This window comes from Exiguobacterium sp. s193, assembly GCF_018618755.1.
GTDB lineage: Bacteria > Bacillota > Bacilli > Exiguobacteriales > Exiguobacteriaceae > Exiguobacterium_A.
Window position 1 is genome coordinate 18,149 of the sequence record NZ_JACSMR010000018.1, and the last position, 23,632, is coordinate 41,780.

Genomic DNA, 23,632 nt, shown 5'->3' on the forward strand with positions numbered 1-23,632 from the left:
CTCTTTTTCATCGAAGGAAATGAACAAAAGGAGGTGGCGGTATGAAATGTATCGTCGGTCTAGGAAACCCTGGAACTAAATATACAAACACACGTCATAACATCGGTTTCCTCGCGATTGACGCTTTGGCGGAGGAACACGGAATAAAATTATCCGAGTCGAAGTTTAAAGCAGTCTTCGGAACGGGAATGATACATGGGGAGCGTGTCGTGCTCGTCAAACCACTGACTTACATGAATTTATCCGGGGAAGCGGTTCGCCCGCTCCTCGATTTTTATAAAATCGCGGTCGAAGACGTCCTCGTCATCTATGATGATCTCGATCTTCCACTCGAAAAGATGCGTCTTCGCTCAAAAGGAAGCGCCGGTGGGCATAATGGCGTCAAATCGCTCATCCAACATTTAGGAACACAAGAAATCAAACGCTTGAAACTTGGTGTCGGTCGTCCACCAGCTCCGATTCAAGTCATTGATTGGGTCCTGATGCCGTTCTCAAAAGCAGAACAACCTGTCTTGCGGGAAGTGTTGGCGGACTCCGTAAAAATCGCGACAGACTTTACTGATACACCATTCTTAGCATTGATGAATCGCTATAACTGAACGAAACGCTTTGGAATTCCAAAGCGTTTTTGCTGTCGTCTTAGGAGGGGAAACTATGAAACAACTACAAAATCTGTTGCTCGGAATACCAGAAATAAAAACGGTCCGCGAACGTTTTCGGCAAGGGGTCGATGCCCAGCTCATCACAGGATTGATGAACAGTGGGAAAGCATTGTTCGTCGCGGGGATTTATCAAGAAACAAAAAAACGGTTCGTCATCGTCACGCACAATATGTTTCAAGCACAAAAACTGTATGATGATTTGATTGAACTGGTGCCTGAACAGGAAGTGATGCTCTATCCGGTCGACGAGACGTTGGCTGCTGAATTATCGTACGGGGCGAGCCCTGAATTACGGGCGACGCGGATTGAAACACGGCACCGTCTCCTGACGACGGATGATGGCATCTTAATCATCCCGCTCGTCGGTCTCAGACGTTATGTCCCACCTGCAAGTGATTTTTTAACACATACGAAACGGATTAAGCCGGGCGACATTCTGGCGATTCCGGACTTCATTCAAGAATTAGTCGATGCCGGGTATGAACGAACGGCGACCGTGACGACACCAGGAGAATTTGCAGTCCGGGGGAGTATCATCGATATTTATCCGTTGACGGTCGAACGGCCATTCCGATTTGATTTATTCGATGAAGAAGTCGACTCGATTTATACATTCGATGCAGAAACACAACGATCGCTTGGCGTGGTCGCAGAAGCGTTGCTTCCGCCGGCAGCGGAGCACTTCGCGACGACGGAAAACCTCCGTGCCGCAGGTGAACGGTTGCGTGTACTGTATGAAGCAACGAAAGAGCGTGTTCAAAGTACGGAAGTCCTTGCAGCACTTGAAGAAGGAATCGCCTATGACGTCGAGTTGCTCGAAAGTGGGGAACGACCGAAACAACTCGCGAAATATGCACCACTTCTCTATCAGACGACGTTACTTGCTGATATCAAAGATACTGTCTTGATCGTCGATGAGATTGCCCGCATTGAAGAGGCGGCAGAAGTACAAGATACGGAAGAAGCTGAATGGATGGCTTCGCTGATTGAACGTGGACAAAGCATCAGCGATTATATGTTGTCGGTCCCGATGCTCAAAGTGTTCGAACAACGCCAACTGCTCTACTTGTCACTCTTACCAACACGGAGAAGCGGCGTCCCTGAAAGTGCATCGATTCACTTCAACATCAAACCGATTGCCCCGTTTCATGGGCAAATGGAACGGTTGAAACAAGAGATTGACCGTTACGCACGGGCAGACATGTGGATGGTCTTTCTTGCGAGCAACAAGGAGCGGGCGGAACGGATGCGTCAAACGCTCGCTGACTATGGGGTCGAAGCCTCACTGCATACTGCAGAAGAAGATATGCGTCGCGGACACCCGTCGATTTTAATCGGTGGCATCCATGGTGGATTTGAGATGACGAATGCGCGTCTCGTCGTCGTGACGGAAGAAGAAGTCTTTAAGCAGCCGACCCGTCGCCGGAAACAGACGACGAAGTTGACGAACGCTGAACGAATCAAAAGTTATCAAGAGTTGAAGACAGGTGATTATGTCGTCCATATTCACCACGGGATCGGACGTTACCATGGCATCAAAACGATTGATGTCGCGGGTAACCATAAAGATTATTTGCACCTCGTCTATGCAGGGGAAGACTCGTTATACGTCCCGGTCGACCAAATTGATTTGATTCAAAAGTATGTTGGGGCAGAAGGAAAAGAACCGAAAATCTATAAACTCGGTGGGACGGACTGGAAGAAAGTTAAAGCGAAAGTCCAAAAATCAGTCGAGGACATCGCGGATGAACTGATCAAATTGTATGCGACGCGAGAAGCGGCAGTTGGATTCGCTTTTCCTGAAGATGACGATGGGATGCAAGCGTTCGAGGCATCGTTCCCGTATGAGGAAACGGTCGATCAATTGCGGTCAATCGAAGAGATTAAAAAGGACATGGAGCGACCACGTCCGATGGATCGTCTGTTATGTGGAGACGTCGGCTACGGAAAAACGGAAGTCGCGATTCGGGCGGCCTTCAAAGCCGTCATGGCAGGAAAACAAGTCGCCTTACTCGTGCCGACGACGGTCCTTGCGCAACAGCATTATGAAACGATGCTCGAACGGTTCAGCGAATGGCCAATCAATGTTTCGGTCATGAGTCGATTCCGGTCGGCGGCAGAACTGAAGGCGACGAAAAAAGGCTTGAAGGAAGGAACGGTTGACGTTGTCGTCGGAACCCACCGTGTCCTGTCGAAAGATGTCCAGTTCGCAGACATCGGTCTATTGATCATCGATGAAGAACAACGCTTCGGTGTCAAACATAAAGAACGACTGAAGCAACTCAAAACGAACGTCGATGTCTTGACGTTGACGGCGACGCCGATTCCGCGGACATTACACATGTCGATGATCGGAATCCGTGATTTGTCAGTCCTTGAGACACCACCTGAAAACCGCTATCCGGTCCAAACGTATGTGATGGAGTATGACGGCATCATCGTACGTGAAGCATTAGAACGGGAACTCGGACGAGGGGGACAAGCCTTTTTCCTCTACAATCGCGTCGAAGGAATTGAACGAAAGGCGGAAGAAATCCGGGCGCTCGTCCCGGAAGCACGTGTCGTCACGGCGCATGGACGGATGACAGAGACGGAGCTCGAAAGTCAATTGATCGCCTTCTTCGAAGGGGATGCTGACGTGCTCGTCAGTACGACGATCATTGAAACTGGGATCGATATTCCGAACGTCAATACGTTAATCGTCAATGATGCCGATCAAATGGGTCTATCGCAGCTTTATCAACTACGCGGCCGCGTCGGACGATCGAGCCGTGTCGCCTATTCGTACTTTACGTACCGACCGCAAAAACGGTTGACGGAAGTCGCAGAGAGTCGTCTCCAAGCAATCAAGGAGTTTACGGAGCTCGGAAGTGGCTTTAAGATCGCGATGCGCGATTTATCGATTCGGGGTGCCGGGAACTTACTCGGCTCGCAACAATCCGGCTTCATCGATTCAGTCGGATTCGATTTGTATTCACAGATGCTATCGGAAGCCGTCGAAGAACGGAAAGAACGGATGAAAGGCAAACAACGTGTCCAAAAATTCGTACCAGACTTTACGTTTAGTCTCGATGCTTACATCCCGAGTCATTATATGTCCGATTCGGAACTGAAAATCGAGTTCTATAAGCGGTTGAAGTACGTTGACACACCAGAAAGTCTCGATGCACTCGAAGGAGAGATGCTTGAACGGTTCGGTGAATTCCCGGTCGAGGTCGCCCGTTTGATTCAATTGACGCGGATGCGTATCTTTGCTGAACGGGCGCGCATCGAACGAGTCAAACAGACCGATCCGAAAATTGAAATCGTCTTGTCGAAACAAACGACAGAAACGATTGATGTCGCTGACTTCGTCAAATGGACGGTCCCGATCGGACGTGGACTCGGTATGGGGCAGGAAGAAGGTAAGCTTGTCTTGACGTTGAACCGTGGTAAACAGACTGTCCAACAAACGACGGAGCAAGCGGAACGTCTTCTCGCTGAACTCGATCGTCGGATTTTAATGTGATGAGTCAACGACGGACGATTGCGCAGGGGGCAGCGCTCCTTGCGATTTCGAGTTACGTTTCGAAACTGTTGAGTTTCTTTTACCGAATTCCTTATCAGAACATGGCGGGAGACTTTGGGTTATACGTGTATCAGACGGTCTATCCATTGTTCGCGATTGCAGCGGCACTTGGCATTTATGCGCTCCCTGTCATCGTCGCGAAGTTGACGCTACACCATCCGGAAGAAAAACGAGAGGTGCTGTGGTCCATCTTCTTTGCCCTTGCCAGTCTCTCATTGACGTTTGGTATTCTCGGTTGGATCATTGCGCCGGAGCTCGCCTTGTTGTTCGGGGACGCAAAACTGGTCCTCCCGTTACGGGCCGTCACGCTGACGTTTTATCTGTTACCGGTCATCGCCGTCTTACGCGGCATGTTTCAAGCAGATTTAGAGATGCGGCCAACGGCATTTTCACAAATCACGGAAAATGCCGTCCGTGTCTGCCTGTTGCTACTCGTAACATATTACGGGGTATCGATTGGAGCGAATCCGTATCAAGTCGGTGCCGCGGCACATATCACGGCACTCGGGGGGAGTGTCGCCTCCTTATTTTTGCTTCTTCTGTTCGCGAAAGGGCGGATCGGGCGTCCGGTCATCTCGAAGCGTCATTTGAAACGAGTCGCAAAAGTCTTATTGACGAGTGGGATGGCGGTCAGTATCGCTTCGCTCGCATTACTGCTCATGCAGTTGGTCGACGGCTTGACGTTCGTCAACTTGCTTGGGGATACAATGGAAACAAAAATCGAGAAGGGGATTTTTGACCGCGGGTACCCTTTGTTACAGTTCGCGATTTTATTTGCGACGTCAATCAGTCTGGCTAGTGTCCCGACATTGTTGACGGAATACCGAAAACGTAATGACACAACGACGCGGATGCACCTTGAAACACTGCTCCGCTCCGGTTTATTAGTCGCGGCAGCGGCAACGGTTGGATTGTTCGGCATCATGCGTCCGCTCAACATTGCCTTGTATCAAGATGATAAAGGGACGGCGGCACTCAGTTGGCTCGCAGCAACTGCTTTTACGGCATCGCTCTCCATGATCATCGTTTCGTGCCTCCAGTCCGTCGATGCTGAAAAGTATGCCTTCGCAGGTGTTGTGCTCGGGCTACTCGTCAAGGTGATCCTGAACATCTACTTGTTACCCCGTTATGGTATGATCGGGGCGGGAATGGCGACGTTCGGCGGATTTACAGTGATGGCATCGGCGCAACTGCTTTTACTGAACCGAAAGTTCGGTCGTGTGACAGCAGGACGATCGTTCTATGTCCGGTTGACCCAAGCCGTCATTCCGATGGCGCTGTTTTTGTTCGTGGTCGAACGCCTGTTTCAATGGGCGGGTTTTGAGACACGAGTCGGAGCGATGCTTGAAGTCGGTCTACTCGTCGTCGGGGGCGCTGTCGTCTTTTGTATATTCGCACTGAGAAGGCATGTCCTGACAGAACGAGAATGGGCTGTATTGCCATTCGGAGAGAAACTTTATCGAATTCATCATCGGAGGAAAATCATATGACACACCGTATTACAGTCGTCGGCCTAGGAGTCGGGGAATTAGAGCAACTGCCGTTCGGCGTTTATAAGTTGTTGAAAGAAACGACACAACCGGTTTATTTAAGAACTGCAGATCATCCCGTCGTTTCAGAACTGGCGACAGAGGGAATGAAATTTACATCGTTTGATTCGATTTATGAGCGACACGATCGTTTCGAGGCGGTATACGCAGACATCGTCGAGACGCTACTCGAACAGGCAAAGCAGGAAGCAATCATCTACGCGGTTCCGGGACATCCGCTCGTAGCAGAGAGTACGGTTCAACAATTACTCGCGCGCGCAAAGGATATCGAAATCGTCGGTGGACAAAGTTTCCTCGATCCGATGTTCGCAGCAGTCGGTGTCGACCCGATTGAAGGTTTTCAACTGCTCGACGCGACGGCTTTTCGGATCGACGATACCCAAATTCGCCAACATGTGTTGATTGGTCAAGTGTACGACGCGTTCGTCGCCGGTGATTTGAAGGTCATGTTAATGGAACGGTATCCGGACGAGCACCCGGTAACACTCGTCACGGCAGCTGGGACGAGTCAACAACGTGTCACGACCGTTCCTTTATATGAGTTGGATCGTGTGACGATGCTCAGCAACTTAACGACTGTTTATGTGCCGCCGGTAACGGAGGAACGGGCGTTGAACCGTGACTTCGCGACGCTAAAAGACATCATCGCCCGGTTACGTGGTGAAGGAGGGTGTCCATGGGATCAAGAACAGACCCATGAATCGCTCAAAAAACATTTAATCGAAGAATCTTACGAATTACTGGAAGCAATCGACCTTCAGGACGATAACTTAATGATAGAGGAATTAGGGGATGTCTTACTTCAAGTCATGCTCCACGCACAAATCGGTCTCGATGAAGGGTATTTTGATATCCGAGACGTCATCGGCAGTGTCAGTGACAAGATGATTCGTCGTCATCCACATGTCTTCGCTACGGCGACGGTTGATTCGACGGCGGACGTCGTTGCGAACTGGCAAGAAATCAAGTCGCAGGAGAAACCAGAGCGGAAATATCTGCTCGACGGTGTCACAAGAGGGGCACCTGCCTTGATGCGTGCTGAACAGATTCAGAAAAAAGTCGCAAAAGTCGGCTTTGAATGGGACACAGTCAGTGGTGCGTTAGAGAAGGTACAAGAAGAAATACGTGAACTGCAACAAGCACCGCCAAAGGAGCAACTTGCTGAATTCGGCGATCTCTTATTTTCGTTAGCACTCGTCGGAAAATACATGGGATTATCGGGCGAAGAAGCGTTACAGCTGACGAACGATAAGTTCATTCGTCGTTTTACGCGGATGGAGCAACTCGCGGAGCAACCGATGGAACAATTATCACTCGAAGAACAAGATGCGTTATGGAATCAAGCAAAGCAGGAGGAACAGTCATGAGACTCGATAAATTTTTAAAAGTATCGCGATTGATTAAACGACGGACACTTGCAAAAGAAGTTGCCGATCAAGGGCGTATCACGATCAATGGTTTAGTCGCTAAAGCGAGCAGTAACGTCGCAGTCGGCGACGAGATGACGATTCGTTTCGGGAATAAAATCGTTACCGTTCAAATCGACGGCATTAAAGAACATGCGAAAAAAGAAGAAGCGACGGATATGTACAAAATCATCCGTGAAGAAAAAGTGAATTCTGAAGAATCGATGTAATTTACCTGAAAAAGGAAGTATACTAAAGAGTGTCAGAGATGACCACTCGGATAAGGAGGGATGATATGCCAGCACCGTTAGAATCAGGTCGTCAAACAGCACCTAAGATTAAACCGCTCAATGATCGTAAAAAACAATTAAGTCAAAATGCGATTGAAAACCGTTCACGCTTAAAAAAACGTTTTTTGATGTGTATGTCAGTCTTCCTCATCGTCCTTTCTCTCATGGGGTGGTCATACATGGAAAAGAAACAATTGATTGCTGAGCAAAATCAATCGTTCCAGGTCGCGCAACAAGAGCAAACGAAAGCAAAAAAAGAGTCGGGACGTCTGAAAGAAGAAATCGAACGGTTGAATGATAAAGAATACGTTGCGAACTTAGCGAGAAGCGAGTTACTGTACTCGAAAAAAGGCGAAACGATTTTCTATTTCTCACCGGAAGATTAACGGAAGCTTGCCGATTGATTGAAAAAATGTAGAATCACTCGTATAATAAGAAAGAATCAACTAAAAAGGAGCAATACAATTTATGTCGATTGAAGTAGGCAGCAAAGTGCAAGGGAAAGTTACAGGCATCACTAATTTCGGAGCGTTCGTAGAATTACCGACTGGGAAGACTGGTCTCGTTCACATCAGCGAAGTGGCAGATTCTTACGTTAAAGATATCAATGATGTCTTGACGGTTGGACAGGAAATCACAGTTAAAGTCTTGAGTGTAGAAAACGATGGTAAAATCGGTCTTTCAATCAAGAAGGCTGTTGATCGCCCTGAAGGCGAACGTCCTCGTCCTGCACGTCAATTCGACCGTGGCCCACGCCCGGCCGGTCAAGATCGCGGACCACGTCCGTTTGATAACAAAGGACCGCGCAGTGGTGGCGGTGGTGGAAATCGTGGAGGATTCAACAAAGGTGGTCGCGGAGCACCTGCTCCACGTAAAGAGCAAACGTTCGATACGTTGATGACAAGTTTCCTCAAAGATAGTGAAGACCGTCTTGCGACACTTAAACGCCAAACGGATTCAAAACGTGGCGGACGCGGTGCTAAACGTCAATAACTTGCTGACCTGTTCTTTATAAGAATAGAGATGGAATGACGCTGTTCATTCCATCTTTTATTTTTTTGAAATTATTTTTATAAAAAGCGTTGACTTTCATTTCACTCCACCGTATTATAGAAAATGTGCTTAAGACGCACGAGTTAAAAATATGGCGGTGTAGCTCAGCTGGCTAGAGCGTACGGTTCATACCCGTGAGGTCGTGGGTTCGACTCCCTCCGCCGCTACCATATTTTTTTGGCCCGTTGGTCAAGCGGTTAAGACACCGCCCTTTCACGGCGGTAACACGGGTTCGATTCCCGTACGGGTCATTCTTTAAAAGCTATCTCTATTATATAGAGGTAGCTTTTTTTAGTATAGCAGATTCGAAAAGGGGGCACGAATGGAATGAAAACGCTTGGTGATGTTCCGGATGCCCCGCTGATCGTCGGTGTTTCTGGAGGTTGCGATTCGATGGTACTCGCACATTTATTGTACGAAGCACACTATGACTTTATCATTGCCCATGTCCACCATGGGCTTCGCACCGCGTCGGACGAGGAAGCAACATTCATTGAAAACTGGGCACGTGAACGCAATATCACTTTTCGGATGACCCGCTTGGAGTGGCGGGGACAATCGGTAAGTCAAGCACGTTGCCGTGAGGAACGTTATCTTTTTTTTGAACAAGTGATGCAGGAAACAGGGCGGAAACATCTATTGCTTGCTCACCACGGAGACGATCAACTTGAGACGTTGCTGATTCAGTTATTACGGGGAGAAGCGACGGTGGACGGAATTCCTATGAATCGTTCTTTTGGGACGGGGAAGATTCACCGTCCGTTGATGAATTGGACGAAACAAGAGCTTCTCGACTATGCGATGCGCCATCAAATCGAATGGCGGGAAGATGCGACGAATGCCGAAACGAAGTACTTGAGAAACCGAATCCGCCATGACATTTTACCGCGTCTGGCTCAAATCCGTCCCGGCTTTGAAGAAGCGACGATCCATGCTGCCTTGCTACGGCAACAGATGCAAACGGAACATCAGACGTACGTCAAAGGTTTCATACAGCGGCATATGACGGATGACGGATTGCCCGTCGAAGAAATCAATCTGTTACCAACGGATTTAAGACGACTGGTCTTACCGACCTTAATTCCAGGCCTGAGTTTGTCAAAAGACGGAAATGATCGTTTCCTGGCATGGCTACGAGTAGATATGCCATCGAGTGAAGTGTATTATGGAAACTGGAGGATTCGGAGAACGTATGGATACTTGACGTGCGTCCGCCAATCTGAAGTTGACTCTGTTCTGGAACCATTTCAAGTAGAGGCGAGCCTCGGGACGTATCGTTACGGAGAACATCAAATGACGTTTTCGCTAGGAGATACAGGGATCCCCTTAACCGAAATCACCTTCCCTCTAACGGTGCGGGGTCCGTTACCTGGGGACCGGATTCAGTTAGCGATCGGGACTAAAAAAGTCAGTCGGATTCTGATTGATGCGAAAGTACCGAACTATCTTCGGGCAGAAGTCCCCGTCGTCGTTGATGCTACTGGTCAAGTTTTAGCGGTCATTGGACATCGAATTGCAAAATTCGGGTCATTTGAACTCTTCGCAGGGTCTTATTTAATGATAGAATGGTAATGTAGTGTTTAAAATGAAGGAGGAATACCTAGCATGACCTTAATGAATGATATGGAAAAAGTACTGATTTCGGAAGAAGAGATCCAACATAAAGTCGGTGAACTCGCAGGGGAACTGACAGCAGATTATGGTGATCGTTTTCCACTACTCGTTTGTGTATTAAAAGGCGCAATGCCGTTCATGTCTGATCTCGTTAAAAAGATGGACATGCACCTCGAGATGGATTTCATGGATGTTTCGACATACCACGGTGGTACGACATCGACAGGTGAAGTGAAAATCGAGAAGGATTTGAACACATCCGTAGAAGGACGTGACATCCTGATTGTCGAAGATATCATTGACAGTGGTTTGACGCTTGGTTACTTGGTAGACCTCTTCAAGTACCGCAAAGCAAAATCTGTCAAAATCGTGACATTGCTCGATAAGCCGTCAGGTCGTAAAAATGACCTTCACGCGGATTACAGTGGATTTGTGATTCCACATGAGTTCGTCGTCGGTTACGGTCTCGACTATGAAGAGAAATATCGGAACCTTCCATATGTCGGTGTGTTGAAGCCAGCAGTCTACGGTGGCTAATTATTTTTAATCTCGACTGTCACATGATAAGATGAAACCAATTACAAAGCGCGCTTTGCCGCGTCAGGATTCGTATCAGTTGATGAAGGTGTGTCAGGTGGTGCGGAGAGGAGGCATAAGATGAACCGAGCAGTGAAGAATACCCTCGTGTTTGGGGTCATTTTTCTAGCTTTGATCTTGTTTCTGCAATACTTGCAGAGTCCAGTGAACAAAAGCAAAGAAATCAATTACACACAGTTTGTCGAGTCGGTTGAAAAAGGTGAAATTAAAACGGCTACCTTCCAGTATGAAGGACAGACGTATAATGTGACTGGTGATTTACGTGAAAAAGATTCGACGTATGAGACGGTTGTTCCAGCCGTTGATACAGAATTGACGGATCTTTATACACAATTGCGCAGTCAAGGTGTCAAGATGGACTTTAAAGCAGCAGAGACGAATGGCGGTTGGATCGCGTTACTGACGACGATCGTCCCGTTCATCATCATATTCATTCTCTTCTTCTTCTTAATTAATCAAGCACAAGGTGGCGGCGGCGGTGGCCGTGTGATGAACTTCGGTAAATCAAAAGCGCGCCTGTATGATACAGAGAAAAAGAAAATTACGTTTGATGATGTCGCTGGTGCAGACGAAGAGAAACAAGAACTCGTCGAAGTCGTCGAATTCTTGAAAGACCCGCGTAAATTCGCGCGTCTTGGTGCACGTATCCCTAAAGGTGTCCTTCTTGTTGGTCCTCCGGGTACAGGTAAAACGTTGCTTGCCCGTGCGGCAGCAGGTGAAGCCGGCGTTCCGTTCTTCTCGATTTCAGGTTCTGACTTCGTTGAGATGTTCGTTGGTGTCGGGGCATCACGTGTACGTGACCTCTTCGAAAATGCCAAGAAGAATGCACCATGTATCATCTTCATCGATGAAATCGATGCAGTCGGTCGTCAACGTGGCGCAGGCCTCGGTGGCGGACATGATGAACGTGAACAAACATTGAACCAACTTCTTGTTGAGATGGATGGATTCAGTGAAAATGAAGGAATCATCATGATTGCAGCAACGAACCGTGCCGATATCTTGGACCCTGCCTTGCTTCGTCCAGGTCGTTTTGACCGTCAAATTACGGTTGAGCGTCCCGATGTCGTCGGTCGTGAAGCAGTTCTTAAAGTACACGCACGCAATAAACCGCTCGACTCAACCGTCGATTTAAAAGCGATCGCACAGCGGACACCGGGATTCTCGGGTGCTGATCTTGAAAACCTCTTGAACGAAGCAGCACTTGTTGCAGCACGTACCGACCGAGATAAAATCTCGATCGTCGATCTTGAGGAAGCGATTGACCGTGTCATCGCGGGACCAGCGAAGAAGAGCCGGATTATTTCGCCGAAAGAGAAAAAAATCGTCGCGTGGCATGAAGCGGGTCACACGATCATCGGGGTCACACTCGATGATGCGGATGAAGTGCATAAAGTAACAATCGTTCCTCGTGGAAATGCCGGCGGTTACGTCATCATGCTTCCGAAAGAAGATCGTTACTTCATGACGAAACCAGAACTTGAAGATAAAATCACTGGATTACTTGGTGGTCGTGTCGCGGAAGACATCGTCTTTGGTGAAGTATCGACTGGCGCAAGCAATGACTTCCAACGTGCGACAGGTCTTGCCCGGAAGATGGTCATGGAGTTCGGGATGAGTGAAAAACTCGGACCGCTTCAATTCGGTTCCGGTCAAGGTGGAAATGTCTTCTTAGGACGTGACTTCCAAAACGAACAAAACTATTCGGACGCGATTGCGCACGAGATTGATACGGAAATCCAAGCGATTATCAACAAGTGTTACCAAAAAGCGAAGACGATCTTGACGGAGAAGCGTGATCAGCTTGATTTGATCGCTACGACGTTACTTGAAGTCGAAACACTTGATCAAAAACAAATTCACCATCTTTTAGAGACGGGCGAATACAAAAAAAATGAGCCTGATGTCATTACGGAACCAAAAGTAGACGAGAAAAAATCGGAATCGACGACACCAGTCATCGATCAACCGACGGAATCTCCGACACAACGCGGTTCAGTCATCGATGAAGGTCAAAATGTGGATGTAGAAAATCCTGATCAACCACGCCGTGATGATCAAATTTAATCGCTGACACAACGAGACAGGACCAGTACCCACGCGGGTGCTGGTCCTGTTTCTATATCCCGTGATGTCTGCGCACTTCGGTAGGTGAAGCCTAGCCGACGTGGTATAATCACAACGTATATTGCAGGTATCGTATAGAAAAGTGGGGAATCAGTCAAATGATCTTAGTAATTGATGTTGGAAATACGAATATCGTACTGGGTGTCTATGCTGGGCAGACGTTGGTCGAGCACTGGCGAATCGCAACCGACCGGACACGGACGACAGACGAGTATGGGATTCTTGTCAAAGCGTTGTTTCGGGATGCAGACTTAAACGTGGAAGAAATCGAGGGAATCGTGTTATCATCTGTCGTACCCCCCGTCGTGTTCCCACTCGAGAACATGTGCGTCCGCTATTTCAATCGACGCCCATTCGTGATTGGGCCGGGTATCAAAACCGGGCTCGACCTAAAAGTGGATAACCCGCGGGAAGTCGGGGCAGACCGAATCGTCAACGCGGTCGCTGCGACGGTTAAGTATGATGGTCCATTGATTGTCGTCGACTTTGGGACAGCAACGACCTATTGTTATATCGATTCACAGAAACGGTACTACGGTGGAATTATTTCACCAGGCGTCATGGTGTCGACAGAGGCACTTTATAACAAGGCGGCAAAACTACCGCGTATTGAAATCGCGAAACCACAATCTGCGATTGGACGGAACACGATCCATGCGATGCAGTCCGGAATATACTTCGGATATGTCGCACAAGTCGATGGTCTTGTCCACCGCATGAAAGAAGAAATGGGTGAAGCTAAAGTCATTGCGACTGGTGGGTTAGCCCGATTAATCAGCGAGGAATCCGCAACGATTGAAGTCGTCGATCCATTTTTGACGCTTGAAGGGTTGCGTATTATCTACGAACGAAATAAGTGAGGGAAAAAATAATGAAACGTGAAGAATTATTAGCACAATTAAAGGATGACTATCTAGTACGGGCACTTGGTTTTAACGGAGAAGTCCGTGCCTTCGCCATCCGCTCGACGAAAACGGTGTATGAAGCACAACTCCGTCACCAAACGACTCCCGTCGTCACGGCGGCACTTGGCCGGACGCTGACAATCGGTGCGATGATGGGAACGATGCAAAAAGGGGACACGCGCGTAACCCTTAAAGTCGAAGGCGACGGTCCGATTGGGAAAATCATCGTCGATGCTGATGCAAAAGGAACGGTCCGTGGATATGTCAGCCATCCGCGTGTCGAAATGGACACGTACGTCAATGCGGACGGTCTGACGAAATTAAAAGTCGGAGACGCGGTTGGACGCGGAAATATCTCTGTCATCAAAGACTTAGGACTCCGTGATTTCGTCGGAGGTCAATCGCCGATTCAAACCGGTGAAATCAGTGAAGACTTTACGTATTACTTCGCGGTCTCCGAACAAAGCCCATCCGTCGTCGGTGCCGGCGTACTCGTATATCCGGAAGATGAGTCGGTCATCGCAGCAGGCGGTTTAATCGTTCAATTGATGCCGGGTGCATCGGAAGAGACGATTGCTGCACTCGAAGCACGAGTCGCTGCATTAAAACCAATTTCGATCCTTGTCGGAGAAGAAAAAACTCCGGAAGAAATGCTCGAACTCGTCCTTGGTGAATCATACGAAGTCCTCGATACGGTTCCTGTTACTTTTGGTTGCACATGTGACCGTGAAAAGCTCGCGACAGCGATCGTTGCGCTCGGGCCTGACGAGATTCAATCGATGATTGATGAAGATGGTGGAGCAGAGGCGGTTTGTCATTTCTGTTCAGAACACTATCAGTATGGTGTCGAAGAATTACAATCACTCCGTGAAAAATCGCTCGAACGAGCATAAGAGGGTCTGAAAATGGGGAATATAAATTCTAAGTACTTGTGGATGTTGGTTTTCATCTTGTTGTTGACGAATTTTTTGACGGGGGCATATGCCTTCATGGGAGAACTTCCGAAAGTGGATTCTCCAAAAATCGTCCAAGAGAGTATAGGAGGACCGCTTGAAGATGTCGTCGCAAAAGTCGGAGACGAAGAGATCACGCGAGCGGATGTCTATCAGGTGATGCGGAAGGAACACGAACAAGCGACACTTGATCGTTTGATTCAAGAGGCCGTCGAACGTCAGTCGCAAGATGGTACGGCACCTACCGTAAAGCGCTTTGATTGACAGATTTCATCCAATCCGTAGATAATTGGTCTATCGGATTACTTGGAATTAAAGGTTTTTCATTATGAGGAGGAATGGTCATGCGTATTGCAAATTCAGTACTAGATTTAGTCGGCCGCACGCCGATCGTGAAGTTGAATCATCTGACAGGACCAGAGGATGCGGATGTCTACTTGAAACTGGAGTACATGAATCCTGGGTCGAGTGTCAAAGACCGGATTGCGCTATCGATGATTGAAGCGGCAGAAGAAGCTGGAAAACTGAAAGCAGGCGATACGATCATCGAACCGACGAGTGGTAACACGGGAATCGGTCTTGCGATGGTCGCAGCTGCGAAAGGATACCGTGCCATCCTCGTCATGCCAGAAACGATGAGCATGGAACGCCGAACTCTTCTTCGTGCGTACGGCGCGGAGTTGATTTTAACACCCGGTCCAGAAGGAATGAAGGGTGCGATCGCACGAGCGACGGCGGAAGCAGAAGAACATGGTCATTTCATGCCACAACAATTCAACAACGGAGCAAACCCCGTCGTCCATGAACAGACGACAGGACCTGAAATCGTTGAAGCGTTTGAAGGATTGTCACTCGACGCCTTCATCGCCGGAATCGGAACAGGCGGTACGATCACCGGTGCTGGTAAAGTGTTGCGTGAAGCTTTCCCAGGAATCGAAATCATCGCAGTCGAACCAACGGATTCACCGGTTTTATCGGGTGGTAAACCGGGACCACACAAACTTCAAGGAATTGGTGCTGGATTTGTTCCGTCGATTCTTGATACACACATTTATGATGGTGTTGAACAAATCACGACGGAAGAAGCATTTGATCACGCGCGCCGTGCCGCGAAATCAAACGGCGTTCTCGGTGGGATTTCTTCAGGCGCTGCCATCGCTGCGGCCCTTAAAACAGCCAAACGTCTTGGAAAAGGTAAAAATGTGTTAGCGATCATTCCTTCGAATGGGGAGCGTTACCTCAGTACGCCACTCTATCAAGTCGAAGAAGAAGAGGGTTCAAAACTATAATTTTTTTTCAGACACATGGGAGTCATTCGACGCCCGTGTGTCTTTTTTTGCGTATAATGGGGACAGAATATGTACAGAGGTGGGGGATGCACGTGCGACAAACGGTATATGAGGCATTTACGTGGACGAAGGAACAATTTTATAACCGCTACGTGGAGCGGACGAAGGAGCAAGTCGGGCATATCTGGCTTGAAAGTGGGCGAATTGGGACGTATACGATGGCTGGCGTACACCCAGTCGGACAGCTCCGGACAAAGGCGGGACGGACAACCATTACGACTTCCACAGGTGTCGAAGAGCGGATGGATTCACCATTTGCGTTGATTGAAGAACTGCGTGCGCGTTACGCATCAGCACGACCGGACGGTATGCCGGCATTTTTTGGTGGACTCGCGGGATACGTCAGTTATGACGCAGTCCGGTATTTAGAGCGTTTACCGGACGAAGCGGAGGATGATTTAGAAACAGCCGATCTTTCATTATATTGGTACGATGAAGTCGCCGTTTATGACGAGCAGGCAGGTCGGTTATTCGTTGCCGTGACACGCGAGACCGTCGAAGCGGCGGAGGCGGCACTTGAAGACGAGGTGAAAGCGTGGAAAATAGAGAGTAAAGCGCCAGTCTTTCATCCTGTAGTGGGCGAACAGCTCGAACGGGGGCGGTCGTTCGAACAGACTGATTTTGTGGAAGCAGCAGACCGCGTCAAACGTTATATTGAAGCGGGGGATGTCTTCCAAGTGAATCTCGCGGTTCGTCAACATGAACGTCTATTGACGTCGCCGGCGCATATCTATGATGTCTTACGGCAAGTGAATCCGTCTCCTTACATGGGCTATTTCGTCGATGAAGAGTTGACACTCGTCTCGGCGTCACCCGAGTTGCTCGTCGAAAAAATCGGAGACGATCTCGCGACGCGTCCAATTGCTGGGACACGTCCGCGCGGGAAAGATGAAGCGGAAGATTTGGCACTGGCGAAGACGCTGCTCGACAATGAAAAGGAACGGGCGGAACATGTCATGCTCGTCGATTTAGAACGAAATGATTTAGGGCGGGTCAGTCAGTACGGTTCCGTTCATGTCGATGAATTGATGGTGATTGAAAAATATTCTCACGTTCAACATATCGTCTCGAACGTCCGGGGGAAAGTCGCAGAACAGCAGGATGCGAGCCGTGTTCTCGCAGCGATGTTCCCAGGAGGGACGATCACCGGTGCGCCGAAAATCCGGACGATGGAGATCATCGAGGAGTTAGAACCGGTCCGACGTGGTATTTATACAGGGTCACTCGGATTTATCAGTTGGGCGGACGATGCAATTTTCAACATCTTGATTCGGACACTTGTCGCAAAGGATGGGGTCGCGTATATCCAAGCGGGAGCAGGAATCGTCACCGATTCCAACTCGGCAAGTGAGTATGAGGAATCACTCAGTAAGGCAAAGGCACTTTGGGTCGCAAAAGAAATGGCGGAGGGAACGATATGATTGTATTGATTGATAACTATGATTCGTTTACGTACAACTTAGTTCAATACTTCGGGGAGCTCGGACAAGACATCCGGGTGTTTCGGAATGATGCGATCACACTTGAGGAGATTGAACGACTCAACCCCGACCATTTAGTGATTTCGCCTGGACCTTGTACGCCGAATGAAGCGGGCATTAGTCTTGCTGCGATTGAATACTTCGCAGGCAAGCTGCCGATTCTCGGTGTTTGCCTCGGTCACCAAGCCATCGGTCAAGCGTTCGGCGGACAAGTCGTCCGAGCGAAAGACTTGATGCATGGGAAGGTCTCGTTGTTGTCTCACGACGCGACGGGGATGTTTGAAGGCATCGTTCAAGATACGCCGGTGACACGATACCATTCGCTCGTCGTCGAACGGGAGACATTTCCGGATGTCTTAGAGATCACAGCAGAAGCAGGGGGAGAAATCATGGCCCTTCGGCATCGTGAATTGCCGATTGTCGGGGTCCAGTTCCACCCGGAAGCGATCTTGACCCGAGACGGGAAGCAGATGTTAAAAAACTTTTTGGAGTTGAATCGATATGTATCTTTGGCATGATGGGCAGATAGTAAAAGAAGAAGAGATTCGGATTTCACCGTTTGATCATGGTTACCTGTACGGGATGGGGATTTTTGAGACCTTTCGGACGTATGCGGGACATCCGTTTTTATTTGATGATCACATCGAACGGCTACAGATGAGTTGTGCGGCAATTGGAATCCATGTACCCTACACGCGCGATGAGCTCTTTGAAGCAGTCGAAGCGTTATGTCGCGTCCACGCGACAGGAGATTTATACATTCGTTTAAATGTTTCAGCGGGTCCGCGTGAAATTGGATTATCGGTCGAGCGGTATGATACACCGACTGTCGTGATTTACGCACGACCGATTGGCGTGCGACAAGCGACAGAGCGTGCGCTCGAAACGGTCCGTTTGCCCCGGAGTACACCGGAAACGAGTTACCGGTTAAAGTCGCATCACTACATGAATAACTTAGTTGCGAAACGGCAATTGTTTAATCAGGAAGCAGAAGGCCTCTTTTTGACGAAAGAAGGCTTCATCTGTGAAGGAATCACGTCGAATATCTTTTGGCGTTATGGTGAAAAATGGTTCACTCCTGCGCTTGAGACCGGTGCCTTGAACGGCATCACCCGGCAATTTTTAATGGAAGAGCTGGTTGTCGAAGAACGTCTTGCTTTGTTACCGCAGTTGATGGAAGCGGACGAGATTCTCTACACGAATTCTGTTCAAGAAGCCGTCGCCGTTACATCGCTTGACGGACGATCGTTCCCGGGTCAATCGGGAAGCGGCTATCAACGTGTTCGTCAGCTATTCGACGCCGCAGTTGAATCACGGTGGTCGAGGAGGGGGAAACGATGACGAAAATCATGGGAATCTTGAACGTGACACCTGATTCTTTTTCAGATGGGGGTCAATACATCGATATCGAACTCGCCGTCCGTCATGCAAAACAACTTGTTGCGGACGGGGCAGATGCCATCGATGTGGGTGGAGAATCGACGCGACCGGGTGCGGTATTTGTTTCAGCAGCAGATGAAATCAACCGTGTCGTACCGGTCATCCGTCGCTTGAAGCGTGAGCTCGATGTCTTGATTTCGATTGATACGTATAAACCGGAAGTCGCTGAAGCCGCTGTCCGTGCCGGTGCGGATCTCATCAACGATGTTTGGGGTTCGAAGTGGGGCGACCGTTCGATGGTAGAAGTCGCAGCGCGGCACGAAGTTCCCATCATCTTGATGCATAATCGGACAGAACCACACGGAGCGGACGTCTTAGCAGAAGTAAGGGCCGACCTCGAAGAATCAATCCGGCTAGCGAAGCAGGCTGGCGTCTCGGAGAATCGGATTTGGCTCGATCCCGGAATCGGTTTCATGAAAACATATGAAGAAAACCTGTTTTTAATGCGTCACCTCGCGATTGCGACAGATTTCGGGTACCCCGTCCTGCTCGGGACGTCGAGAAAGTCACTCATCGGATTGACACTCGGACTCCCGGCGACGGAGCGGGTGGAAGGAACGATTGCGACCGTCTGTTATGGAATCGAACAAGGCTGCGAGTGGATGCGTGTCCACGACGTGAAAGAAATCAAACGGGCGGCAGTCATGATGGATGCGATGGTTGCAGCAGAATTACCGAAGGGGGAATGAAGATGGATCGGATACATGTGTCAGGGATGCGTTTTTATGGTTATCATGGAGTGTTCGCAGAAGAAACAAAATTAGGACAGCGCTTTAATGTGGATCTGTCAATCGGACTTGATTTATCTCGTGCCGGCGAGACGGATGATTTACGGGAAAGTGTCAATTATGCGGAGCTTTATGAAGCGACGAAACATGTCGTCGAAGGGGAGGCCGTTCAGTTGGTCGAGGCACTCGCGGACCGGATTGTCCGACACGTCTTTTTGCTTGATCCACGAATCCTGGAAGCGACCGTCAAAGTCATCAAACCAGATCCGCCGATTGCAGGACACTATGAGCATGTCGCGGTAGAAATCAATCGGGTCCGGGGGGATTACGTATGAACCGTGCTTACATCGCCCTTGGGTCGAATATCGGGGATAAGGCCGGTCACTTACATGCTGCAATCGAAGCGATGGGAGCGTACCCGGAGATTCAAACGATTCGTCCGTCCTCGATTTATGAGACTGTTCCTGTCGGCTATCTCGAGCAAGACCTGTTTTACAATATGGTCGTCGAACTTGAGACGAGTTGGTCCGCCGAGGTGTTGCTCGCGCACTTGCAAGAGATCGAACGCCGAGAGGGACGGAAACGATTGTTCAAGAATGGTCCCAGAACGTTAGACCTTGACATCATTCTTTATAATACAGATGATATACATTCAGAAGGATTGACGGTGCCGCATCCACGGATGCAAGAGCGGGCGTTTGTCCTTGCACCGTTACATGAATTGAATCCGGGTTATACAGTACGACACTTAGAGATGACGGTCGCGGAACTGTACGCCCGGTTACCGGAAACGGAACGAGCAGGTGTGAAGCGCATCGTGTAACAAAAGAGGGATTGAAGAAGAGAGGAGGAATGAACATGCCAGGTTTTAAGATTGGGGACGTCGAACTGAACAACCGCGTCATTCTTGCTCCGATGGCGGGAGTCTGCAACCCTGCGTTTCGTTTGATCGCAAAAGAATTCGGGGCAGGACTTGTCTGTGCGGAGATGGTGAGCGACAAAGGGATCTTATATGAAAATGAACGGACGTTAGAGATGCTGTATGTCGACGAACGCGAAAAGCCACTCAGTCTGCAGATTTACGGCGGGTCGAAGGAAACGCTTGTTCAAGCGGCACAGTATGTCGATGCCAACACGAATGCGGATATCATTGACATCAATATGGGTTGTCCCGTTCCAAAAGTAACGAAGTGTGATGCTGGTGCAAAATGGTTGCTTGATCCCGATAAAGTATATGAAATGGTTCATGCTGTATCGCAAGCGGTCGAGAAACCCGTCACGGTGAAGATGCGGACCGGGTGGGACAGCCATCACATTTATTGTGTCGATAATGTCCGGGCAGCGGAGGCGGGTGGCGCGAAAGCTGTGGCCATCCACGGGCGGACCCGTTCGCAAAAGTATGAGGGTGTTGCGGACTGGAACATCATCGGCGAAGCAAAGCGGGCAGTGCAGATTCCGATCATCGGAAACGGTGATGTGCAAACGCCGCAAGACGCGCAACGGATGATTGATGAGATTGGGGTAGATGGCGTCATGATCGGTCGGGCGGCGCTCGGCAATCCTTGGATGCTCTATCAGACGATCCAGTATCTCGAATCCGGGACGTTACCAGCCGAGCCGACACCACGTGAAAAGATTGATATTTGCTTGTTGCATGCGGCACGCCTCGTTGCACTGAAAGGTGAGAAACTAGCCGTTCGTGAAATGCGTACCCACGTCGCATGGTATCTCAAAGGGTTAAGTGGAAACGGACAAGTCCGAAAAGCCTTATTCGATATTGATACCCATGCCGGTCTCCAAGAGTTGTTACGTCAGTATGTCGAAACTTTGGAAACAACCGCAGTACATGCGTGACATGTAAAGTATGGTCGGGATTACCCGTTTTATGGTACGCTAATTGCATTGAAGATGAGCGAATCGGTTTTTTTCAACGGGCTGTCGGTCATGCCGGCAGCTTTTTGATGCAAAAGGACGAAGACCGTCGTGAACAATTTTTAGAAGGAGTGAATACAGTGAGTCAGGACATGGAAATGAATGATCAAATGCAGGTGCGTCTCGGTAAGATGAACGCGATGCGTGAACAAGGACTCGACCCGTTTGGTGCACGTTTTGAACGCTCGACGGATACGGCAAGTATCCGTGCTGCTTATGGCGAGAACGAAAAAGAAGAATTAGCTGAATTAAAACCGGAAGTAGCAATCGCTGGACGTGTCATGACGACGCGCCGTAAAGGGAAAGTTGGATTTACGAACGTTCAGGATGTTACAGGTCAAATTCAGTTATACGTCCGGAAAGATGATGTCGGAGAAGAAGCATATGAAGTATATAAGACATGTGATTTAGGTGATATCATCGGAATCAGTGGATATGTCTTTAAAACGAACGTCGGTGAGTTGTCGGTTCACGTCACGTCGTTTACGTTGTTGACGAAAGCACTCCGTCCACTTCCAGATAAATATCATGGATTAAAAGATGTGGAACAACGGTACCGTCAACGTTATCTCGACCTGATTACGAATACGGAATCACGTGAGACATTCATCGCGCGGAGTAAAGTCATTCGTGGAATTCGTCAATACCTCGATAGCCTCGGCTACTTGGAAGTCGAAACACCGATGTTACACACAATCGCGGGTGGAGCATCTGCCCGTCCGTTCATCACGCACCACAATGCCCTCGATATGACGCTCTACATGCGAATCGCGATTGAATTGCATCTAAAACGTCTGATCGTCGGTGGTCTTGAGAAAGTCTATGAAATCGGACGTGTCTTCCGAAATGAAGGAATTTCAACACGTCATAACCCTGAATTCACGATGATTGAGTTGTATGAAGCATATGCTGACTACGAGGATATCATGAATTTGACGGAAAACCTGATTGCTCATGTGGCTCAAGAAGTACTTGGAACAACAAAGGTTACGTATGGTGAAGATGTCATTGATTTAACGGTTGGTTGGAAACGTGCTCATATGGCTGACCTCGTTAAAGAAGCGACAGGAATCAATTTCTTTGATGACATTTCGAAAGAGCGTGCCCATGAACTTGCGCATGAACACGGAATCGAAGTTCAGTCACATATGTCGACGGGACATATCTTAAACGAATTCTTCGAACAAAAAATCGAGGAAACACTCGTTCAACCGACTTTCGTGTACGGTCATCCGGTTGAAATATCACCACTCGCGAAGAAAAACCCGCAAGATCCACGCTTTACGGATCGTTTCGAATTATTCATCGTGCGTCGTGAACATGCGAATGCTTTCACGGAGTTAAATGATCCGATTGATCAACGTGAACGCTTTGAAGCACAGCTTGTCGAAAAAGAAGCTGGAAATGATGAAGCACACGAGATGGATAATGATTTCATCGAAGCATTGGAATATGGAATGCCGCCAACGGGTGGACTTGGAATCGGAATCGATCGCCTTGTCATGCTGTTAACGAATGCACCATCGATTCGTGACGTTCTCTTATTCCCGACGATGCGCCACCAACAAAACTAACAAAAACGTATGCTCCCTTTCTTCTATATATAGTAGAGAGGGAGCTTTATTATGAAAAATGAAGTCTAGAAAAGACGTAATGGATTGGAATCAATCATCAATAAAACGGGTAGATAATCTTTTTAAATGTTTTTCTAATAAAATGCTTGTACAATCGAAAAAGCCATGGTATATTATTTCTTGTGCCGCAAATGGTTGTGACACACCGAAAAAAATATCAAAAAAAGTTGTTGACAATCGAGTTGATAACTTGGTAAGATATTAAAGTCGCTGAAAACGACACGACGAACTTTGAAAACTGAACGATGAGGCAAAAAACGTATCTTCGGATACAAACAATGAATGAAGCGCAAGCTTCGTCAACGTGACTTTTAGTCACAAAAACGAGCAAGTCAAACACTTT

22 protein-coding genes and 2 tRNA genes are annotated in these 23,632 nt (G+C 48.6%); all 24 read left to right on the forward strand.

Going from position 1 to position 23,632, the window contains the following annotated elements; translation table 11 throughout:
• Positions 1-41 precede the first annotated feature (41 nt).
• On the forward strand, positions 42-599 hold the full coding sequence (pth, locus tag KNQ04_RS15145) for an aminoacyl-tRNA hydrolase (protein WP_214851749.1): 558 nt from the start codon (positions 42-44) through the stop codon (positions 597-599).
• 55 nt (positions 600-654) lie between these two features.
• Positions 655-4,170 carry a transcription-repair coupling factor gene (gene mfd, locus KNQ04_RS15150; protein ID WP_214851750.1) on the forward strand — a complete coding sequence of 1,172 codons (3,516 nt, stop codon included), beginning with the start codon at positions 655-657 and terminating at the stop codon, positions 4,168-4,170.
• Positions 4,170-5,720, forward strand: coding sequence for a polysaccharide biosynthesis protein (locus tag KNQ04_RS15155; protein ID WP_214851751.1), 1,551 nt, complete (start codon positions 4,170-4,172; stop codon positions 5,718-5,720). The genes mfd and KNQ04_RS15155 overlap by 1 nt, the downstream gene beginning before the upstream one ends.
• The gene (gene yabN / locus KNQ04_RS15160; protein ID WP_214851752.1) at positions 5,717-7,147 is read left to right on the forward strand and encodes a bifunctional methyltransferase/pyrophosphohydrolase YabN; all 1,431 of its coding nucleotides are present in this window, start codon (positions 5,717-5,719) and stop codon (positions 7,145-7,147) included. Before KNQ04_RS15155 ends, yabN begins: the two co-directional genes overlap by 4 nt.
• Complete coding sequence (locus KNQ04_RS15165; protein ID WP_214767903.1) at positions 7,144-7,416, forward strand: RNA-binding S4 domain-containing protein; 273 nt, start codon at positions 7,144-7,146, stop codon at positions 7,414-7,416. Before yabN ends, KNQ04_RS15165 begins: the two co-directional genes overlap by 4 nt.
• 65 nt (positions 7,417-7,481) lie before the next feature.
• Positions 7,482-7,862, forward strand: a complete 381-nt coding sequence (locus KNQ04_RS15170; protein WP_214851753.1) for an FtsB family cell division protein — start codon at positions 7,482-7,484, stop codon at positions 7,860-7,862.
• An 82-nt stretch (positions 7,863-7,944) separates the two neighbouring features.
• On the forward strand, positions 7,945-8,469 hold the full coding sequence (locus tag KNQ04_RS15175; protein WP_088835979.1) for a S1 domain-containing RNA-binding protein: 525 nt from the start codon (positions 7,945-7,947) through the stop codon (positions 8,467-8,469).
• Positions 8,470-8,622: 153 nt separating this feature from the next.
• Positions 8,623-8,699, forward strand: a tRNA-Met gene (locus KNQ04_RS15180).
• 9 nt (positions 8,700-8,708) lie between these two features.
• Positions 8,709-8,780: transfer RNA gene (locus KNQ04_RS15185), tRNA-Glu, on the forward strand.
• Positions 8,781-8,856: 76 nt separating this feature from the next.
• Positions 8,857-10,101, forward strand: coding sequence for a tRNA lysidine(34) synthetase TilS (gene tilS / locus KNQ04_RS15190; RefSeq protein WP_214851754.1), 1,245 nt, complete (start codon positions 8,857-8,859; stop codon positions 10,099-10,101).
• 33 nt (positions 10,102-10,134) lie between these two features.
• The gene (hpt, locus tag KNQ04_RS15195; protein ID WP_012368964.1) at positions 10,135-10,680 is read left to right on the forward strand and encodes a hypoxanthine phosphoribosyltransferase; all 546 of its coding nucleotides are present in this window, start codon (positions 10,135-10,137) and stop codon (positions 10,678-10,680) included.
• A 120-nt stretch (positions 10,681-10,800) separates the two neighbouring features.
• Complete coding sequence (gene ftsH / locus KNQ04_RS15200) at positions 10,801-12,807, forward strand: ATP-dependent zinc metalloprotease FtsH (protein WP_214851756.1); 2,007 nt, start codon at positions 10,801-10,803, stop codon at positions 12,805-12,807.
• A gap of 158 nt (positions 12,808-12,965) precedes the next feature.
• Positions 12,966-13,727, forward strand: a complete 762-nt coding sequence (locus tag KNQ04_RS15205; protein ID WP_029332220.1) for a type III pantothenate kinase — start codon at positions 12,966-12,968, stop codon at positions 13,725-13,727.
• 11 nt (positions 13,728-13,738) lie between these two features.
• Entirely contained in the window at positions 13,739-14,665 is a 927-nt protein-coding gene (gene hslO / locus KNQ04_RS15210; RefSeq protein ID WP_214851757.1) for an Hsp33 family molecular chaperone HslO, read from the forward strand.
• Positions 14,666-14,677: 12 nt separating this feature from the next.
• Positions 14,678-14,989 carry a SurA N-terminal domain-containing protein gene (locus tag KNQ04_RS15215; protein WP_214851758.1) on the forward strand — a complete coding sequence of 104 codons (312 nt, stop codon included), beginning with the start codon at positions 14,678-14,680 and terminating at the stop codon, positions 14,987-14,989.
• Positions 14,990-15,069: 80 nt separating this feature from the next.
• Positions 15,070-16,014: a cysteine synthase A gene (gene cysK, locus KNQ04_RS15220; RefSeq protein WP_159172876.1), complete on the forward strand. Its 945-nt coding sequence runs from the start codon at positions 15,070-15,072 to the stop codon at positions 16,012-16,014.
• Between the two features lie 86 nt (positions 16,015-16,100).
• Positions 16,101-17,495, forward strand: coding sequence for an anthranilate synthase component I family protein (locus KNQ04_RS15225; RefSeq protein ID WP_214851759.1), 1,395 nt, complete (start codon positions 16,101-16,103; stop codon positions 17,493-17,495).
• Positions 17,492-18,073: an anthranilate synthase component II gene (locus KNQ04_RS15230; RefSeq protein WP_214851760.1), complete on the forward strand. Its 582-nt coding sequence runs from the start codon at positions 17,492-17,494 to the stop codon at positions 18,071-18,073. The genes KNQ04_RS15225 and KNQ04_RS15230 overlap by 4 nt, the downstream gene beginning before the upstream one ends.
• Positions 18,057-18,896, forward strand: coding sequence for an aminodeoxychorismate lyase (pabC, locus tag KNQ04_RS15235; protein WP_214851761.1), 840 nt, complete (start codon positions 18,057-18,059; stop codon positions 18,894-18,896). The genes KNQ04_RS15230 and pabC overlap by 17 nt, the downstream gene beginning before the upstream one ends.
• On the forward strand, positions 18,893-19,684 hold the full coding sequence (gene folP, locus KNQ04_RS15240; protein ID WP_214851762.1) for a dihydropteroate synthase: 792 nt from the start codon (positions 18,893-18,895) through the stop codon (positions 19,682-19,684). The genes pabC and folP overlap by 4 nt, the downstream gene beginning before the upstream one ends.
• A gap of 2 nt (positions 19,685-19,686) precedes the next feature.
• Positions 19,687-20,058 carry a dihydroneopterin aldolase gene (gene folB, locus KNQ04_RS15245; protein WP_029332228.1) on the forward strand — a complete coding sequence of 124 codons (372 nt, stop codon included), beginning with the start codon at positions 19,687-19,689 and terminating at the stop codon, positions 20,056-20,058.
• Complete coding sequence (gene folK / locus KNQ04_RS15250; RefSeq protein ID WP_214851763.1) at positions 20,055-20,546, forward strand: 2-amino-4-hydroxy-6-hydroxymethyldihydropteridine diphosphokinase; 492 nt, start codon at positions 20,055-20,057, stop codon at positions 20,544-20,546. The genes folB and folK overlap by 4 nt, the downstream gene beginning before the upstream one ends.
• Before the next feature lie 35 nt (positions 20,547-20,581).
• Positions 20,582-21,577: a tRNA dihydrouridine synthase DusB gene (gene dusB / locus KNQ04_RS15255; protein WP_029332230.1), complete on the forward strand. Its 996-nt coding sequence runs from the start codon at positions 20,582-20,584 to the stop codon at positions 21,575-21,577.
• Between the two features lie 170 nt (positions 21,578-21,747).
• A complete protein-coding gene (gene lysS, locus KNQ04_RS15260) occupies positions 21,748-23,229 on the forward strand; it encodes a lysine--tRNA ligase (protein WP_214851765.1) in 1,482 nt (493 codons plus the stop codon).
• Positions 23,230-23,632: the final 403 nt, after the last annotated feature.

Coding starts and splice junctions, on each gene's coding strand:
- lysS (WP_214851765.1), top strand. CDS start 21,748: ATGGAAATGAATGATCAAATGCAGGTGCGTCTCGGTAAGATGAACGCG.
- KNQ04_RS15170 (WP_214851753.1), top strand. CDS start 7,482: ATGCCAGCACCGTTAGAATCAGGTCGTCAAACAGCACCTAAGATTAAA.
- KNQ04_RS15230 (WP_214851760.1), top strand. CDS start 17,492: ATGATTGTATTGATTGATAACTATGATTCGTTTACGTACAACTTAGTT.
- pth (WP_214851749.1), top strand. CDS start 42: ATGAAATGTATCGTCGGTCTAGGAAACCCTGGAACTAAATATACAAAC.
- tilS (WP_214851754.1), top strand. CDS start 8,857: ATGAAAACGCTTGGTGATGTTCCGGATGCCCCGCTGATCGTCGGTGTT.
- ftsH (WP_214851756.1), top strand. CDS start 10,801: ATGAACCGAGCAGTGAAGAATACCCTCGTGTTTGGGGTCATTTTTCTA.
- yabN (WP_214851752.1), top strand. CDS start 5,717: ATGACACACCGTATTACAGTCGTCGGCCTAGGAGTCGGGGAATTAGAG.
- folK (WP_214851763.1), top strand. CDS start 20,055: ATGAACCGTGCTTACATCGCCCTTGGGTCGAATATCGGGGATAAGGCC.
- KNQ04_RS15155 (WP_214851751.1), top strand. CDS start 4,170: ATGAGTCAACGACGGACGATTGCGCAGGGGGCAGCGCTCCTTGCGATT.
- pabC (WP_214851761.1), top strand. CDS start 18,057: ATGTATCTTTGGCATGATGGGCAGATAGTAAAAGAAGAAGAGATTCGG.
- dusB (WP_029332230.1), top strand. CDS start 20,582: ATGCCAGGTTTTAAGATTGGGGACGTCGAACTGAACAACCGCGTCATT.
- hslO (WP_214851757.1), top strand. CDS start 13,739: ATGAAACGTGAAGAATTATTAGCACAATTAAAGGATGACTATCTAGTA.
- hpt (WP_012368964.1), top strand. CDS start 10,135: ATGACCTTAATGAATGATATGGAAAAAGTACTGATTTCGGAAGAAGAG.
- KNQ04_RS15165 (WP_214767903.1), top strand. CDS start 7,144: ATGAGACTCGATAAATTTTTAAAAGTATCGCGATTGATTAAACGACGG.
- KNQ04_RS15215 (WP_214851758.1), top strand. CDS start 14,678: ATGGGGAATATAAATTCTAAGTACTTGTGGATGTTGGTTTTCATCTTG.
- KNQ04_RS15175 (WP_088835979.1), top strand. CDS start 7,945: ATGTCGATTGAAGTAGGCAGCAAAGTGCAAGGGAAAGTTACAGGCATC.
- folP (WP_214851762.1), top strand. CDS start 18,893: ATGACGAAAATCATGGGAATCTTGAACGTGACACCTGATTCTTTTTCA.
- KNQ04_RS15225 (WP_214851759.1), top strand. CDS start 16,101: ATGCACGTGCGACAAACGGTATATGAGGCATTTACGTGGACGAAGGAA.
- mfd (WP_214851750.1), top strand. CDS start 655: ATGAAACAACTACAAAATCTGTTGCTCGGAATACCAGAAATAAAAACG.
- KNQ04_RS15205 (WP_029332220.1), top strand. CDS start 12,966: ATGATCTTAGTAATTGATGTTGGAAATACGAATATCGTACTGGGTGTC.
- folB (WP_029332228.1), top strand. CDS start 19,687: ATGGATCGGATACATGTGTCAGGGATGCGTTTTTATGGTTATCATGGA.
- cysK (WP_159172876.1), top strand. CDS start 15,070: ATGCGTATTGCAAATTCAGTACTAGATTTAGTCGGCCGCACGCCGATC.